14 protein-coding genes are annotated in these 17,728 nt (G+C 49.1%); 1 reads left to right on the forward strand and 13 read right to left on the reverse strand.

What is annotated here, in order from left to right; genetic code table 11:
• Positions 1 to 3: 3 nt before the first annotated feature.
• Positions 4 to 1,686: a methyl-accepting chemotaxis protein gene (locus tag DT73_RS16580; protein WP_036111812.1), complete on the reverse strand. Its 1,683-nt coding sequence runs from the start codon at positions 1,684 to 1,686 to the stop codon at positions 4 to 6.
• Positions 1,687 to 2,010: 324 nt separating this feature from the next.
• Between DT73_RS16580 and DT73_RS16585 the strand changes: the two genes are divergently transcribed.
• The gene (locus DT73_RS16585; RefSeq protein ID WP_036112002.1) at positions 2,011 to 3,288 is read left to right on the forward strand and encodes a dicarboxylate/amino acid:cation symporter; all 1,278 of its coding nucleotides are present in this window, start codon (positions 2,011 to 2,013) and stop codon (positions 3,286 to 3,288) included.
• Between the two features lie 235 nt (positions 3,289 to 3,523).
• On the opposite strand, the gene cheW is transcribed toward DT73_RS16585, so the two are convergent.
• The 12 genes from cheW to DT73_RS16645 form a co-directional block, all read right to left on the reverse strand.
• Positions 3,524 to 4,027: a chemotaxis protein CheW gene (gene cheW, locus DT73_RS16590; protein WP_036111816.1), complete on the reverse strand. Its 504-nt coding sequence runs from the start codon at positions 4,025 to 4,027 to the stop codon at positions 3,524 to 3,526.
• A gap of 29 nt (positions 4,028 to 4,056) precedes the next feature.
• Positions 4,057 to 6,081 (reverse strand): chemotaxis protein CheA, encoded by a 2,025-nt coding sequence (gene cheA, locus DT73_RS16595; RefSeq protein WP_036111818.1) that lies wholly within the window; start codon positions 6,079 to 6,081, stop codon positions 4,057 to 4,059.
• A 10-nt stretch (positions 6,082 to 6,091) separates the two neighbouring features.
• The gene (gene motB, locus DT73_RS16600) at positions 6,092 to 7,216 is read right to left on the reverse strand and encodes a flagellar motor protein MotB (RefSeq protein WP_084172305.1); all 1,125 of its coding nucleotides are present in this window, start codon (positions 7,214 to 7,216) and stop codon (positions 6,092 to 6,094) included.
• Positions 7,213 to 8,100, reverse strand: a complete 888-nt coding sequence (gene motA / locus DT73_RS16605; protein WP_036111822.1) for a flagellar motor stator protein MotA — start codon at positions 8,098 to 8,100, stop codon at positions 7,213 to 7,215. Before motA ends, motB begins: the two co-directional genes overlap by 4 nt.
• Positions 8,101 to 8,216: 116 nt before the next feature.
• Positions 8,217 to 8,795, reverse strand: a complete 579-nt coding sequence (flhC, locus tag DT73_RS16610) for a flagellar transcriptional regulator FlhC (protein WP_036111824.1) — start codon at positions 8,793 to 8,795, stop codon at positions 8,217 to 8,219.
• Between the two features lie 2 nt (positions 8,796 to 8,797).
• Positions 8,798 to 9,145, reverse strand: a complete 348-nt coding sequence (gene flhD, locus DT73_RS16615) for a flagellar transcriptional regulator FlhD (protein ID WP_200874798.1) — start codon at positions 9,143 to 9,145, stop codon at positions 8,798 to 8,800.
• A 983-nt stretch (positions 9,146 to 10,128) separates the two neighbouring features.
• A complete protein-coding gene (otsA, locus tag DT73_RS16620) occupies positions 10,129 to 11,553 on the reverse strand; it encodes an alpha,alpha-trehalose-phosphate synthase (RefSeq protein ID WP_051691426.1) in 1,425 nt (474 codons plus the stop codon).
• A complete protein-coding gene (gene otsB, locus DT73_RS16625) occupies positions 11,528 to 12,331 on the reverse strand; it encodes a trehalose-phosphatase (RefSeq protein ID WP_036111829.1) in 804 nt (267 codons plus the stop codon). Before otsB ends, otsA begins: the two co-directional genes overlap by 26 nt.
• 210 nt (positions 12,332 to 12,541) lie before the next feature.
• Positions 12,542 to 13,807 (reverse strand): aromatic amino acid transport family protein, encoded by a 1,266-nt coding sequence (locus DT73_RS16630; RefSeq protein WP_036111832.1) that lies wholly within the window; start codon positions 13,805 to 13,807, stop codon positions 12,542 to 12,544.
• A gap of 180 nt (positions 13,808 to 13,987) precedes the next feature.
• Positions 13,988 to 14,968 (reverse strand): L-arabinose ABC transporter permease AraH, encoded by a 981-nt coding sequence (gene araH / locus DT73_RS16635; RefSeq protein WP_036111836.1) that lies wholly within the window; start codon positions 14,966 to 14,968, stop codon positions 13,988 to 13,990.
• 15 nt (positions 14,969 to 14,983) lie between these two features.
• Positions 14,984 to 16,498 carry an L-arabinose ABC transporter ATP-binding protein AraG gene (araG, locus tag DT73_RS16640; protein ID WP_036111839.1) on the reverse strand — a complete coding sequence of 505 codons (1,515 nt, stop codon included), beginning with the start codon at positions 16,496 to 16,498 and terminating at the stop codon, positions 14,984 to 14,986.
• Between the two features lie 62 nt (positions 16,499 to 16,560).
• On the reverse strand, positions 16,561 to 17,550 hold the full coding sequence (locus DT73_RS16645) for an arabinose ABC transporter substrate-binding protein (protein ID WP_036111842.1): 990 nt from the start codon (positions 17,548 to 17,550) through the stop codon (positions 16,561 to 16,563).
• Between the last annotated feature and the right edge of the window lie 178 nt (positions 17,551 to 17,728).

Genomic DNA, 17,728 nt, shown 5'->3' on the forward strand with positions numbered 1-17,728 from the left:
CGATCAAAAAGTTTCCCAGTTTTCATTGTTGACACTATGTTCTTGCTTTTGTGGTAATAATGCCGCTGCCTTCCCGGCCGCAACGACTGACTTGCTGGCAATACTTTGGGTGCTTTTATTGGTGATTGTGCTGGCTGCGAGGCGAAATGCCGCCACCGCCTGAGCCAACACACTCGCCTGCTCTTCGAGCGCACCGGCCGCCGCTGCCGATTCCTGTACCAGTGACGCGTTCTGTTGCGTCACCCGGTCCATCTCTGATACCGCCAGAGCAACCTGGTCGATGCCACGGCTTTGTTCATCTGACGCAGAGGCAATTTCGCCCATAATGTCAGTGACTCGCGTGACCGCACTGACGATTTCGCCCATTGTTTCACCCGCGCTTTCAACCAGTACCGAACCGGTATCAACACGTGAAACAGAGTCATCAATCAGCGACTTAATCTCTTTAGCTGCCTGAGCACTACGTTGTGCCAGATTGCGAACTTCCCCGGCAACCACTGCAAAACCGCGGCCCTGCTCACCCGCTCTTGCCGCTTCAACTGCCGCGTTCAACGCCAGAATATTGGTCTGGAACGCGATGCCATCAATCACACTGGTGATATCGGCAATCTTGCGTGAACTGGTGGAAATGTCCTGCATGGTCGACACGACGTTTGCCACTACCTTGCCGCCCTTCTGCGCCGTCTCTGACGCGTTGAGAGCCAGTTGCGATGCCTGGCGGGCATTCTCCGCGTTTTGTTTAACTGTCGCTGTCAGTTCTTCCATACTGGCGGCAGTCTCTTCAAGCGCAGACGCCTGCTGCTCTGTGCGAGAAGACAAATCTGTATTACCCGCAGCAATTTCAGATGTACCGGCATAAATGGCATCAGACCCATGGCGTACTGTTGTGACTGTGCCAATCAGTTCTGTTTGCATATGCCGGACTGTATCCGTCAGTTGGGTTATCTCATTACGGCCCGCCACAACAATTTTGGTGGTCAGATTTCCCTGAGCAATTTCGCGGATATGTTCGATAACCTGGCTGAGTGGTTGTAACAAGATTCGGCGAATACCGAACCACACCAGGACAATCACAGCGATCAGCAATACCGCCAGGGCCACCATTTGCCATTTGGCAAATAAGTAACTCGACTGCCCCTGCTCCCATGCGCTCTGGTACAGGCGGTCATTTTCATCAATGTAGTGGCGGTATGCTTTTTCCATGGCATTCTGGAAACCCTGGGTGGGTTGCGCGAAATAGGCATCCATACGCCCATTCTGTAAATCATCCACCAGTTCAGCCAGTGCCTGATGATACTGGCGATATGTCTCATCCACGCCTGCTACCGCGTTATCCACATCAGGAGCAATGCTGCCAACATTTTTAAATGCTGCGTAGTGCGCTTCCACCTGGGTTAACGCTTGTTTGGCACTTTCCAGCAAGGCGTTTTTGGCACTGCTTTGCTGATTATTGGGATCCATCATCATGCGTGCAGACGAACGGCTCAGGTTAATACGTGTTTGTAGCATTAACACCCACGCCTGGCTGAGTTCAGATTGCTGCTGGCGTAATGCCCGATATGTTGCGAAATCGTCCTGGTTATTTTTTAAAGCAGAAAAGAAAAAGCCACCGGAGATGAACTGCAGGCAGGCAAACACGCCCAAAACAGCCATCAGCAAAGTGACAATACGCATCCGGTTAAACATAAAGCAAACACCCTTTTACATTCTTGTTAAGGGGGTTATCGGCAATGGTGGCGGGAACTTTACGTTAGGGAACAGGGAAAAATACGCGTTCAGTGTGTACGGACAAAGGCTTAGTTGAGATTACTTATCCAGGAATTACTCCCTCTCAGCCCCTGCGTTACAGAGAATTTTCGCCTCCTGCTTACAAAAAGAACAAAACGTAAAAATATGTTGTATAAGTAAGCCTTATACTTCAATTTATATCACTGAAGCAGCATGATTGATTATAAAAACAGCAAAATGTCAGCATGTTGTATTATTGTTAAATATGATGGGGTAAATTTCGTGGCAAGTAGTAACAAACTGACAATGTTTATTGTCCTGTTTATGATTGCGGGCATCCTGTGTGGTGCGGCAGTTCATGAATACGCTTCAAATGACAGCATTACCGCCTGGGCAACCAATATCACTCTGTTTACCGACATTTTTCTGCGGCTGATAAAAATGGTGATCGCACCGTTAGTGTTCAGCACATTAACTGTGGGCATCATGCGTATGGGGGAAACCTCTACCATCAGCCGGGTGGGAAGCAAAGCAATGGTGTGGTTTATCTCCTCATCTGTGCTCTCCATTCTGGTTGGGTTGCTTGTGGTTTCACTGGAACACCCTGGTCGCGGGCTTAACCTGACAGTACCCGCGGGTAGTGTAGAAACGGGCCTTGCGGTCAGTGGCATGAGCCTGAAAAACTTTATTGCGCATTCCATTCCTACCAGTATCGCAGATGCCATGTCCCACAACGAGATCCTGCAAATTGTTGTGTTCTCAATGTTCTTTGGGATTGCCGGCGCATCATTAGGTGAAAAATTTAACGCACCACTGGTTGCCGCGCTGGATGTGGTTTCCCACATTATGCTGAAGGTCACAGGTTATGTAATGCTGGTTGCCCCTCTGGCAATTTTTGCTGCTATTTCCAGTGTGGTGGCGACTCAGGGGCTGGGTATCCTGCTGAACTACGCTTCTTTTATTGGCGGTTATTATGTTGCCATCTTGCTGACTTGCCTGGTGTTGCTGAGCGTCGGTTATATGGTATTGAAAAAATCCACCTTCACGCTGCTGAGCATGCTGAAAGAACCCGTGCTGGTTGCCTTCACTACCAGTAGTTCTGAAGCCGCTTACCCCAAAACTCTTGATGTTCTGACGCGTTTTGGTTGCTCACGCAGTATCGCGTCTTTCGTTCTGCCCATTGGTTATTCATTTAACCTGGTCGGTTCTATGGTGTACTGCTCATTTGCATCCATGTTTATTGCCCAGGCCTACAATGTTCATCTGACTTTCTCAGAAATTGTGGTTCTGATGCTGACACTGATGCTGGCCTCCAAAGGTATTGCCGGCGTTCCCCGTTCTGCACTGGTTGTGCTGGCGGCGACTATTCCCAGCTTTAATATCCCGGTTGCGGGGATTTTGCTGTTAATGGGTATTGACCATTTTCTTGATATGGGCCGTTCCGCCATCAACGTATTAGGGAATGGTATTGCCACTGCAATGCTGTCCAAAAATGAAGGTGAACTGGATGCCGCTGCGGCGAACACCGCCACGGAGCAGGAAACTCAGGTTGAAGCCTGACAGTAAACACTGAACACTGATGACAAAGGGCCGCAATGCGGCCTTTTTTATTGATAAAAAAGAAGGTAAACGTTGGGTTGGTAGCCGAAAATCAATGAATTGATTTCCTGTGTTTTTTGGGTGGCATCTTCTCGTGGCGTGCGCACATGAGGCGCATAAAAGGCCTGCCAATAAAAACAAGCCCCCCGGGCACTAAAGCACGGAGGGCTATGCAGGCAGCCAGTACCAAGTGTTATCAGGCAACCCGGGCGGCAGCGTTATCCAACAGCGCCATTTCTTCGCTGTTAAGCAGTTTCTCGATATTCACCAGAATCAGCATACGCTCGCCTACTGCGCCCAAACCGGTGAGATATTCGGTTGACAAGGTCACAGCGAATTCAGGCGCCGGGCGAATTTGGTCTGATGTCAGTGACAGCACATCAGAAACACCATCCACCACGATACCTACCACGCGTTGCCCCAGTGTCAGAACAATAACAACGGTGTTTTCGTTGTAAACAACATCGGATTTGGCAAATTTAATCCTCAGGTCAACGATAGGGACAATCACACCGCGCAGGTTAGTTACCCCTTTGATGAACGGTGGTGTATTCGCGATACGGGTCACCTGGTCATAACCACGGATTTCCTGCACCTTCAGAATATCAATGCCGTACTCTTCATCACCTAAGGTGAAGACCAGGAATTCCTGCCCCGAAGGTTCGCCATCCAGGTTTGTGACATTATTTGTTTCGGCCATGTTGGTACCTTTCTCTAAGCCAGTGGAAATCAGGCGGCAGTTTGCGCCACACGTTGTTCACGGTTTAACCCTTGCAGCGCTGAAACATCAACAATCAACGCTACGCTACCATCGCCAAGAATTGTGGCTGCGGAAATACCAGGAACCTTGCGGTAGTTACTTTCAAGGTTTTTCACCACAACCTGGTGCTGACCAATCAGTTGGTCCACCAACAACGCATAGCGGCGACCTGCGCTTTGCAGAATAACGACGATGCCTTCCGTTGCTTCCGTTTTCGCATCATCAACTTCAAATATTTTCCACAGTTCAACCAGCGGCAAATATTCACCGCGTACTTCCAGTACCCGCTCACCACCAGCAAGTGGGTAAAGGTCTTCTTCCCGCGGCTGGAGAGATTCCATAACCGCATTCAGCGGCAGAATAAACACTTCGCCACTCACTTTAACGGACATGCCATCAAGAATTGCCAGCGTCAACGGCAGTAAAATACGAATTGTCGTTCCGGAGCCCTGTTTCGATGCAATCTCAACATGGCCGCCCATTTCCTGGATATTTCGCTTCACGACATCCATACCCACACCACGCCCGGACACATCAGTAACCTGTTCTGCGGTGGAGAAACCGGGTGCGAAGATAAGCATACCAACTTCTTCATCAGACATATTATCGTGAACAGGTAACCCGGAAGATGCCGCCTTCGCCAGAATACGCTCACGGTTCAGGCCCGCACCATCATCGGTCACTTCAATACAAATATTACCGCCCTGATGCTCAGCAGATAACAGCAAGTTACCCATCACAGGTTTACCTGCCGCCACGCGTTTTTCAGGTGACTCAATACCGTGGTCAAGACTGTTACGCACCAGGTGCGTTAATGGGTCGATAATGCGCTCAATCAGGCTCTTATCCAGTTCAGTAGAACTACCAGAAAGTGTCAACTCAACTTGTTTACCGAGCTTACCGGCCAAATCACGTACCAGGCGAGGGAAACGGCTGAATACATATTCCATCGGCATCATACGGATGGACATAACCGATTCCTGCAAGTCACGCGCATTGCGTTGTAACTGACTCATACTGGTTATCAAATCACCATGGATAACCGGGTCAAGTTCGGTGGAACGCTGTGCCAGCATAGATTGAGTGATGACCAGTTCACCAACCAGGTTAATTAACTGGTCCACTTTTTCAACTGCTACACGAATACTGCTATTTTCACCGCGAGCAGCGGGTTTGGCACCCGAATCTGCTTTCGCCGCCGCACGGGGGGCTGGCGCTTTTGCTGCTTCCACTGGCTTAACCACAGGAGCAACGGGAGCCGGAGCCGGGGCAACAACTTCTTCTGCCACGGCAGTCTCTGATCCAGACGAGGCTTCAACCTTGATCTGGTCCGTATCAATCACAAAACAGAGTACCGCGACGATGTCGTCTTCACTGGCTGTGGTGTCCAGCACCACATTCAGTACATCACCTTGCTGTTCGCTGTGAACCACTGTCCCCAGATTGCCCAGTTCCTCAAGCAACAACTCGTGTTCTTTTTCTTTCAACTTGCTCAGAACAATGTGAAGACCTGCTGGTTTACCCGCGGCCGCCGGAGTACTCTCAGCAGGCTGCCCTGAGTCAGTTTCGACAGATTCGGCCGGGCTTGCTGCCGGGGCGGACAAACCTTTAGCTTCCAGCGCTAACTGGCGCAACGCCTGGCAGATATACTCGAACGAGGCGGCATCAGGCTCCTGGGAGCTTTTATAAGCGTCAAGCTGTTCCTGCATAATATCTTTGGTTTCCAAAAACAGGTTGATGATATCGGTGGAGAGTTGCATCTCACCACGTCTCGCGTCGTCCAACAGGTTTTCCATTAAGTGGGTCGTTTCCTGCAGGATTTTGAAGCCAAATGTTCCCGCGCCCCCTTTAATAGAATGTGCTGCCCTGAATATGGCATTCAGCTGCTCGGAATCTGGCGCCTCAGGCGACAATCCCAGTAAATGCTGCTCCATATCCGCCAGTAACTCATCGGCTTCATCGAAGAATGTTTGATAAAAATCGCTGATATCCATACTCACGCTATCACCTCGTACCTGATTGTGGTGGTATTGAGTTCGCTGCAGGAACCGCCGTTGTTGGTCCAGTCGCCGCCGGTGGTGCTGCCGGTGTCGGGGCCTGCCCCGCTGCCACAGGTTGCGTTGCCGCTCCTTGTGGTGATGCACTTTCCTGCGCGCCAGGTGGCACCGCAGGTGTTGCTTCAACCGGTGTTGTTGGCGCAGCATTTGGTGATGCTGTGCCAGCCTCTGGTGTTGCCTGTTCCTGTGGCGGCGTTTCCTGCTGTTTCAGAACACTTACTGGCGCATTCTGGCTCTCAGCGTTCTCATGAAGAATCGACTGTTCAGTCTGTTTATTCAGAACTAACAGGCTGATTCGACGATTCATTGCATCCCCCGCGGTGCTGCCAGGCAAACGCATTGTTGCGGCCATACCCACCACACGTAAAACCTTACCTTCATCCAGACCTCCTACAACCAATTCACGCCGGGATGCATTGGCGCGGTCGGCAGAAAGCTCCCAGTTACTGTATCCCCGTTCACCCTGCGCATATGGAATATCGTCGGTGTGTCCGGAAATACTGATCTTGTTCGGGATTGAATTCAGAACCGGGGCAATACCACGTAAAATGTCCCGCATATAAGGCTCCACTTCTGCACTACCCCGCTTAAACATCGGCCGGTTCTGGCTGTCGATAATCTGAATTCGTAACCCTTCCTGCACGAGGTCAATCTTCAAATGTGGACGCATCGCTCTTAGTTTTGGATCAGCATCAATCAGTTGGTCCAAATCGCCTTTCAGCTTCAAAAGACGGCTGCGTTCCATCTTATTTTTCAGTTCGTCGATGTTTGGTTCTTTTTTTACTTCACCCTGTTTTTGAGTGACATCATCACCACCCCCGGGAATCGGACTGGAGCTGTCAGCTATACGTTGACCTCCGGTAATTGCCTGCGCCAGCGGTGTTCTAAAGTATTCGGCAATCTGCGTCAGCTCTTTAGGGCTGGATATTGATATCAGCCACATAACCAGAAAAAAAGCCATCATGGCGGTCATGAAGTCGGCGTAAGCAATCTTCCAGGAGCCGTGAGAACCTTCATGACCTTTATGTTTTCGTTTCTTAACGATAACAATCGGATGCTTATCATGCTTCATGCGTCTTCAGTCGCTTTTTGTTGGTTAGGTGAACGCACTGCACGCATATGTTCATCCAGCTCAACAAAGGATGGCCGCTCAGTGGAATAGAGTGTTTTACGCCCAAATTCCACCGCGATTGGCGGCGCGTAGCCATTGAGGCTGGATAACAATGTCACTTTTACGCATTGCAGCATTTTTGTTGTTTCGGCACTGCGCTGGCGCAACACACTCGCCAGAGGCGAGATAAACCCATATGCCAGCAAAATCCCAAGAAACGTCCCTACCATCGCATGAGCAATCAAAGCCCCCAGTTCCGCAGCAGGCCGGTCAGCCGAGGCCAGCGCATGCACCACCCCCATCACCGCCGCGACGATACCAAAAGCCGGGAAGGAATCACCCATTGCAGCAATACTGCCTGCCGGCACGTCACTTTCCTGCTCATGCGTTTCGATTTCCTCATCCATCAATGCCTCAATTTCAAAGGTATTCATGTTGCCGCTGATAATCAGCCGGAGGTAATCGACAATGAAATCTAACATGACGTGATCAGCGAGAATCCGTGGATAACTGGCAAAAATCTCACTCTCTTTGGGGTTTTCAATATCGCGTTCCAGAGAAAACATGCCTTGCTGGCGTGATTTCGCCATCAGCCGGTACAGCAGTGCCAGCAGATCCATATACATGCTTTTGGTGTATTTAGAACGACTGAACAGGAGCGGCAGTGCCTTTAGAGTGCCTTTAATTGCTTTGCCGTTGTTGCCGACAATGAATGCGCCGACCCCTGCCCCACCAATGATAATAAACTCAGAGGGCTGGTACAGTGCGCCGAGGTGCCCACCCGTCATGGCGTAACCTCCAAAGACGGTACCAAGCACAACAATATAACCGAGTATAATTAGCACGACATCACCTTTCCGCTGTGTTAAAAGTCAAGGATAACAGTAGGTTGCGCTGCATTCAGGGTAAAAAAAAGCAGCGGCACTTTCGTGTCCGCTGCTGGATTTACTAGCCTGTTCCGTTACACAGCCTGTCCGATCTGTTCATCCAGCAGTTGTGGAATAATATCGGCAGCATTTTCGGAAAGTTTACGCCTTTTTACTGCTCTGGAAGGCGGTTGGCACAGGCTGCACACAAAGCTGCCCACTGGCTGATGCGCATGGGTGATAAATTTCCCTTTGCAGCAATTACAATGGGATAGCTCTAACATACCGCTTTCAACAAACCGCACTAATGTCCATGCACGAGTCAATGCAAGTAATGGGCCATTTTCATCCTGAGGACATTGCTCCAGGTACAAACGATAAGCCTTAATGACAGCATCAACACCATTACACAACCCGGTTTTGAGCAAATACTGCCATGCGTTACAAAACATAGACGCATGAATATTTTGCTCCCAGGTCATAAACCAGTCGGTTGAGAAAGGCAGCATTCCCTTGGGAGGCGGGCTACCACGCAACTCTTTGTACAACTTGATAAGGCGACCCCGGCTCAGGGTCGTTTCGCTTTCCAGCATCTGAAGACGCGCGCCGAGCGTGATAAGCTCCATAGCCAACTGAATTTCACGCGCTTCCTGGACAATACTTTTATCACCCATAATCAGGCCCTTCTTTTCCGGGCTCCGTCTTCACCGGAGGCCTCACTCAGCAAACGGCTCGAAAGCAAAATTCCAGTGTGGACTTGTTGTAAATCATCGACACGTGAATCCTGGGTAAGACGCGTGATTGTGCTGTGATCGCTGAAGCGGAACTGGCACACCAGTTGGTTGGTTTCAGCCAGCTTGACCATTTGTGGCAATGTCAGCTCTCCCAGAGTTTGGGCCATTTCCTCGGTTACACCGAGACGGAACATTGCAGAAGCTTTGTCCTGGGCTATCAAACGCTGAGCAAGCAGCAGATAGGATAAGTTGATATCGTAGATATGTTTCAGCAACTCGGATGTATGCATTTTTCCCATCCCGAATAACCAATTATTATGTTATGCGGTAAATCCGCACCCCGTGATGTCGCCGGGTAAACCCCGGAAAAATAAAAAAAATATAAAAGGCTAAAATGCATTTATTGAATCAGGCTCTGACACCGCGCTCCCAGGTTGAAAACACCTGCCTTGCAGAGTGCGCTTCAGCCATCTTAGTTCGCTCCGAAAAGAACTAAGAATTTTCCTAATCCAAGGAAACTGTACTCGTCAGATTCCAATCACACAATCTGACTTGAGGCTACTTTTGAAAAAAATGTGACACACATCACACTTTTTATCTTAATATTTACAATAAATCAATCAGCATCACTTTTATGTTGCTCAACAAATAACCAAAAATATTTTTCAACTCACGCAATTCTGCGAATACCCATTCACCTCTGTGTGCAGTGCGTCATAAAAAATTAATTGAATAAACATCCGCCGTTAACGCTTAGCAGGCATATTTTTACCCTGGATATTAACTTCTTTTATTAGTAAATCCATTTTTAATCAGATAGTTAAATCACTACTAACGGTACCATTCTCAAACGATATACATTTTCATTTATCTATTACAAGAAGGCATGTAAACGGTTAACGGAGGTTTATGGTCACTCTTTTTATGCAGAGCAATAAAAGCCATTTCATAAGAAACATTAATGTTTACACCATAAATTCACTTTTTGCGTAAAATGCGCAGTTGAAATTTCGAATTGAAAAATAGTATTGCTCAGCAATGCCATACGTAAACGTTTGCGTCCACCCCAGACAGAAACCAGCTGGTAACAATTCCCCCGCAGGCAGCATGGCGTGCACAGTGAGTCTCTATGCCCACTTGTTGATGCCCCGCACTTAAGTGCAAAGCGAAGCAATACATAGCCAGAAGCAGCGTCATAAAGGAGAATTAACAGGCGAGACCGAATACAGGGTAGTAAAACAACGTGGAAGAGCCTTCCCTGGCTCGCGGTAAATTAACTCAGGCGTTGAACAGCCAGTGATGCTGGAGTGGAATCATTCTGCGCACTACGTGTCTTTACTTGCTTTAGATCCCGAATAAAGGCCTCCTGCCAGGCGTTAATGTCCTGGTGACGTAACACAGCCATCATTTCGCTGTGCCGCGCAATACGTTCTTCTTTGGGCATAATCAGTGCCCTGTGCAACGCGTTGGCGACGTCATCGCGGTCATAAGGATTCACCAGCACCGCAGCAGAAAGCTCATTAGCCGCGCCGGCAAATTGAGATAAAACCAGCACGCCAGGATCACGCGGATCCTGAGCCGCAACATATTCTTTCGCTACCAGGTTCATGCCATCACGCAGCGGAGTGACCAGGCCGACGTTGGTGTGACGGAAGACTTTCAGCAGCACTTTGCGGTCAAAATGTTGGTTGAGATAATAGAGTGGTGTCCAGCCAAGCTGGCCAAACTTACCATTGATTCTGCCTGATTCTGTTTCGAGTTGGTGGCGAATATCCTGATAGGCCTGCACATCCCCTCGCGAAGTTGGCGCTATCTGGGTATAACGAATTTTCCCAATATGCTCAGGGTACTTTTCCAGTAAAGTTTCAAATGCCAGGAAACGCTCTGGCAGCCCTTTAGAGTAATCCAGACGCTCTACAGAGAAAATATTCTGTACCCGCCCCAGTTCAGCTTTAAGCTGCGCCAGCCTGGCAGGTAGCGGCCCTTTGGCCTGCTCGATGACATCTTCCGTTTCAATCCCAATCGGGTAAACATGGGTCTGGAAGGATTTTCCCCCCGCCATGTGGTGGCCATCCATGTAGGTTGTTACCTGGGTTTGTAACCCCAGGCTGTCGATAAACGCCTGGCGGTCGGCTTCAGTCTGGAACCCTAACAAATCATAATCAGTCATTTGTTCCAGCAGGGTTTTACAAGGCGGCAACGCCGTGAATATCTCAGGCGTCGGGAAAGGAATATGTAAAAAGAAACCGATACGGTTATTAACCCCCAAACGGCGCAGTTCACTGGCCAGTGGCAACAGGTGGTAATCATGGATCCAGATAATATCACCGCGTTGAACCAGGGGTGCCAGTTGCTTTGCCATGGCAGCATTCACTCGCAGGTAACCTTCCCAGGCCTCACGGGTAAAGTCCACCAAATCCAGCCGGTAATGAAAGGCCGGCCAAAGAACCCCGTTTGAGAACTGGCAATAATACTGTTCGTAATCCTCTTCACTGAGGTTGAAGGTCGCCCATTGAATGTTACCCTGGCTAACCTTCTTTAGCGGGTCACCAATCTCCCCGGTTTCACCGCTCCAGCCAAACCACACTCCGCCTGAATTCTTCAATGCCCCAAGGATACCGACAGCAAGCCCACCTGCCCCATTTTTCTTCCCATCAGGCAAAGCGACCCTGTTAGAGACTACGACCAAACGACTCATAATCAGTCCTCCTCGACGTTATTGCTCGTTGTTGTTCAAAATAAGCGACCTGGCCTGATAACCAGGACCAGACAGCGGGTACGTCTTCCAGCCGCCAGCGCGCACAGGTTGCTTCCTGACCAACTTTGATGCTGACACCATGATACTGATTGACTGCGTCAAACCCGGCTTCATCGGTTAAATCATCACCCAGAAAGACAGGTATCCGCCCCGAAAACGGTGGCTCAGCCATAAACTGGTGCACCGCCTCGCCCTTATTAACCCTCCCAGGTTTAATTTCCACCACACACTTACCCTGTTGCAGAGTCAAATCGGCGTACTGCGCGGTAATAGCCTGTGCGCAATTATGCACCAGAGGCTCACTGCCGGGCGCGTGCCGGTAATGCAATGCAAAAGCCATCGGTTTTTCTTCAATTTGCACACCATCAATATCACCTAATGCGGCCTGCAATTTCTGGCGGATTGCATTCATCTGGTTTGCAGGAAGTGAAAGTGTGAATTGCTGACCATTGATATCACGACGTTCCGCACCGTGAACCCCTGCGAGCGGGTAGCGTTCAGGTTGAGTGAACTTATCCAGTTCGTTGATTGAGCGCCCTGAAATCAATGCCAGTGCACCATGGCTAAGATCAGCCAGTTTGCGTAAATGATACTGTACGTTATCCGGAAGTGAGACTTGACTGGGATGAGGTTTCAGTTTGGCCAGCGTGCCATCAAAGTCGAAGAAAAATGCATACTGGCCGGTCAGTAATGGCGGTTTATTTAATGCAGCTTCCACCCTCTGCCCTCCTTTTAGCTGTTAGTACCTTTTATATTCCAGACTACTTTTTGTGCTTTGCAGCCACACCTGCAGACTGGATTATTAGCGGTATGAAATTTATGCGTATTTATCACCTGTATAAATGATTAGCCATGTAAGTATAGCCAGCATGATGAGAAATGCCACCGGGTGAGTAGCTGCCCCACCCGGTAACGGTGCGAAACAAGGTCAGATGAAACCCGCAACCAGTGCGGAAATCGCAATGCAACCCATCAGCAGAACAAACAGGTGGCTTTTACCCTGACGCCAGCGCGACATAGCAGGAACGGTATAGAGTGCATAGACAGGCATGATAAATAAAATAGCGGCTATCACTGGCCCACCCAACGATTCAATAATACTTAAGATCCCCGGATTGAGCGTTGCCACCAGCCAGACCGAACCAAAGAAAAACAGCACAATCGCGCGCCGGATAATAGTTTCATTGATACCCACGCCACGCAGCTGAGCCAGTTTAACAACCACCCCATGCAACCCCTCACGCGCCCCCAAATAGTGCCCAAAAAACGAGCTCGAAATGGCAAGAATTGCAACCAGAGGGCCAAAGAATGAAATTAACGGGTTATCAAACTTATTCGCCAGATAACTGAGCATAGAGATATTTTGCGCTTTTGCCGCTGCCAGGTCATCGGGAGTGACACTCAGTACACAGCTGAACACAAATAACATAACAAACAGCAGCAAAATACCCGATGTATTGCGCAATATGCGGCTGGCCTGTTCATCTGCTGTGTCCGGGTATTCCTTCCCCGCCGCCAGAGAAAAAGATGAAATAGCCGGTGAATGATTAAACGCAAACACCAGTACCGGGATTGTCAGCCACAAAGTTACAGAGAAGTCCTGTAACGCAGGCACCTCTTTAATAGCAGCCAAATTCCAGTGAGGGATAAGATACAGAGAAAGGAATATCAGAATGGCAACCAGTGGGTAAACAAGCCAGGTGGTAATGCGTAACATCCGCTGCTCATCAAGTAGCATCACTGACATCAGCAACCCGACCAGCACAAAGGACAGCAACGCTCTTGGCAAAGATGCCATTCCTAACTGGTTCACAATTAGCGAATCAACGGTATTAGTAATACCCACCCCATAAATAAGCAAAATGGGATAAATAGCAAAGAAATAGAGCAACGTGATTAGAATACCGGCACGCTGGCCAAAATGGGCTTCAACCACCTGTGTAATATCACGGCCCTGGGTTTCAGAAGATAAAACAAACCGGGCGAGACCACGGTGTGCAAGCCATGTCATTGGCCCAACCAGCAACGCTATCACCACTAACGGCCAGAAGCCTCCCATACCAGCATTAATAGGGAGAAACAGCACACCAGCCCCTACAGCTGTGCCAAACAGACTTAACGTCCAGGTGCGTGCAAAACGGTGTTGGGGGGGTTGTGTTGAAGGGGGGTTTTGATACTCGAGTTCCTGAGTCATTGAAATATATCTCCATGTAAAATATTGCATGCGGAAATTTATTTCAAAACAAATAAATATAACGTGATAAAAAACTAGTTTCTCACCAAAAATGCAGAATTAAAGCAATGAAAAACGCCAGCTGTTTAGCTGGCGTTAATCCAAAGATATGCCACTACTATACCACTACTGTGCCACTACTCAGGATGCGCGTTGAGACTTCTGTTTGTAACGGTCAAAAATAACCGCCGCAAGCAGAATCAGGCCACGAACCACATACTGTGCGAAAGGAGAAATGTTCAGCAGGTTCATGGCGTTTTCCACTGTACCCAGTATCAACACCCCCGCCACCACAAACGAAATTTTACCAATCCCACCTTTCAGTGAAACCCCACCCAGAACACAGGCTGAGATAACGATCAATTCATAACCAATTGAAGTCATTGGCTGCCCACTGGTCATACGGGATGCCAGAATTATCCCTGCGGCTGCCGAAACCAGGCCAGACAACACGAAGATGATAATTTTGGTGCGAACTACAGGTACCCCGGCAAGGCGGGCCGCATCTTCGTTGCCACCAATAGCCAGTGTGTTACGCCCAAATGTGGTTTTATTCAGTAAGAAACCAAACAACACAAAGCAGGCAATGGTTATCCAGATAGGTGCCGGGATCCCAAGCCAGTTAGCGTAACCCAGTTCGAAGAAACGCTCATCTTCAATCCCCACCGCTTTACCATCAGAAATGATATAGGCAAGGCCGCGGACTATCTGCATTGTGGCAAGTGTGGTGATCAATGCATTGATCTTCAAACGGGCGATAACAAAACCATTCACAAACCCACTGACAGCACCCAGCAACAGACCCGCAAAAACCCCGATCCACAGGCTTTCGGTCAGGTTAATCACCACAGCGGTGGTTACACCGGCGCAGGCAATAACCGAAGCTACGGATAAGTCAAAATCACCTGAAGCAAGGCAAAACAGCATACCGCAGGCCACCATACCTGACATCGATACAGCAAGTCCAAGGCCTTTCATATTGATAAAGGAGGCAAAATTAGGCACAAAAATCGCACATGCCAGAAACAGCACAGCAAATACCACCAGCATTCCATACTGATCCCAAATCCGGGAAACTGACAACCCGGTGCGACCGGTTCCTGATGTAGTTAATGAAGACATAAAAAAACTCCTCAATTAGGCAACGGCCTGGCTGGCTTTCGGCATAGCAAGGCTCAGCGCCTGCTTTTCCGTCGCCTCATCATGTGTTAACTCACCCGCAATCTCGCCTTCACACATCACGATAATGCGGTCTGCAACGCCCAGAACTTCAGGCAGGTCACTCGATGCAAACAACACCGCCACTCCCTGAGAAGCCAGGGTATAGATAACGTTGTAGATTTCATGTTTTGCGCCAACATCAATCCCGCGGGTGGGTTCATCAAGCAGGATCACTTTCATCTCCTCAGACAACCAGCGGCCGAGGATGGCCTTTTGCTGATTCCCGCCAGAAAGATTCATGATCAGTTGATCAGCACCAGGGGTTTTAATATTGAGCGCTCGAATATGGTGACCTGCGTTTTCACTTTCCCAGAGTTTATTGATAAGGCAGCCAATACTGATATGCTTGCGCCGTGCACTGATATTGATGTTCTCCTGCACCGAGTGCACAGCGATAATGCCGTCTGCTTTGCGGTCTTCAGGGCACAACATCATGCCTGCTTTTATGGCATCTGAAGGCTCGCGAATCGTGACCGGATTGCCGTCAATCAGCACTTCCCCGCCGGTAATGCGTGTACCGCCAAACAGCCCTTTCATCAGTTCGCTGCGCCCCGCGCCTACCAGGCCAAACAAACCAACGATTTCGCCACTTTTCACCGTTAAATCGACCGGTTTGCGTACACCCGGCGCTTTAACATTATTAAGTGCCAGGCGAACCTCGCCATAAGGCCTTGGTTTCCAGCCATAGATATCGCCAATATCACGGCCAACCATCGCCTGTACCAGTGCGTCATGGTTGACCTTCTCCATATCATCGAAGGTGCATACATAACGCCCATCTTTAAACACCGTGATGGCGTCACTCAGTGCAAAAATCTCTTCCATGCGGTGAGAAACATACAAAATGACCCGGCCTTCTTCACGCAGTTCACGAATAACCCGGAACAGGTTTTCGATTTCGCGCGCAGACAGTGAACTGGTTGGTTCATCAAACGCAATAACCCGGGCATTGCGAGCCAGCGCTTTGGCGATCTCCACCATTTGCCACTGGCCTATCGATAAATATTTCAACGGCGTTTCAGGGTCGATATCCAGACCGAGATGTTCCAGTTGTAAACGTGCCTCGTAGTTAAGGAGCGACCGGTTTACAAAGCCGCCTTTGTGCGGGAGCTGACCAAGATAAATGTTCTCAGCCACACTCATTTCCGGCACTAAATGGAGTTCCTGGTATATGATGGCAACGCCTGCGTCCAGCGCTGCGACCGTATTGGCAAATGTAACTTCCTGGCCTTTTAAGGTAATAGAGCCGGTTGTTGGCGCGTAATTACCACTCAGAATTTTTAATAGTGTGGATTTCCCTGCGCCGTTCTCCCCCATCAGCGCATGCACCTGGCCGCTGTAGCAGTCAAAGCTGATATCCTGTAGCGCTTTCACGCCCGGAAATGTCTTTCCAATACCACGGAACGAGAGATACGGTGTTTGTTGTTGCATATAGCCTCCAAACCTTCCCCGGTAAACGGGCGTGCAGCACGCCCGTTATCTACCTGGAACAATTACTTGCCGCCCAGGCCTTTTTTAGCCAGTTCTTCTTTGAAGTTGTCGCGTGTAATCAACACAACATCGGTGACTTCGGTAAATTTCGGTGGTTCAACACCTTTGGTAACCCAGTTGTAAAGCATTTCGCTGGATTTATAACCATGCACATCCGGGCTGGGTAACAGGGAGCCGTAGAAACCAGTCGCTTCTGCTTTTGACAGTTCGTTGACGGCATCAACCCCATTGATACCAATACCAATTACATCATTCGCTTTGAAACCCTGGCCTTCAGTTGCACGCACACCACCCAGTACTGTGTTGTCGTTCATCCCGACAATCAGCCAGTGTTTAACTTCCGGGTGTTGTACCAACAATGAGTTACCGGCATCAAAGGCTCCCGGGATGTCATTGGATTTTGTTGGCACCTGGTAGATTTGTTTGGCAGGGAACCCTGCAGCTTTGAGCGCTTCCATTGAACCTGAGGTTCTGCGGCGTGCGGTATCCAGTTCATTAGCAGTGATTGCCATCACCCCAGTTTTACTGACATCCCAGCCACGTTTTTGCATCTCTTTGTACAGTTCTTGCCCCTGACGCTCACCAATTTTGGTTGCCGCCATCATCACCAATGGTACAGAGTCCATCGGTTTACCTTTGGCATTAACAAACTGGTCATCCACAGCAATCACTTTCATCCCGTAGCCGCGTGCTTTAGCAACAATGGCAGAGCCGAGCTTGGGATCCGGGGTACAAATAACAAAACCTTTCGCGCCATTTGCTGCCAGGCTGTCAATCGCATTCAGTGTTTTCTCGCCATCAGGCACAGCAATTTTAATCACATCAAAGCCAAGATCCTTGCCCGCCTTGTCTGCAAAACGCCACTCAGTCTGGAACCAGGGTTCTTCAGGTTGTTTAACCAGAAAACCCAGTTTCAGATTTTCCGCCATAGCGGATTGTGACATAACAGCAGCAAGGCCAATTGCTGCCAGCGCTTTAGTAAATTTGTGCATGGTAAACTCCAGCATTTATTTTCTTGTGTGCAGGGTAGTGAACAGAAAATGTTCTTTATTTCAAACGTTAACAGCAAACCAGGGTTTTTATGCCCAAAATACTGAGAACGCAAAATAGTTTTAGCGGGAAATTAAAAATCCATAGGAGAGCAAAATCACACGGCTGAATTTTAGTAAA

The organism is Mangrovibacter sp. MFB070 (genome assembly GCF_000705335.1).
Lineage (GTDB): Bacteria > Pseudomonadota > Gammaproteobacteria > Enterobacterales > Enterobacteriaceae > Mangrovibacter > Mangrovibacter plantisponsor.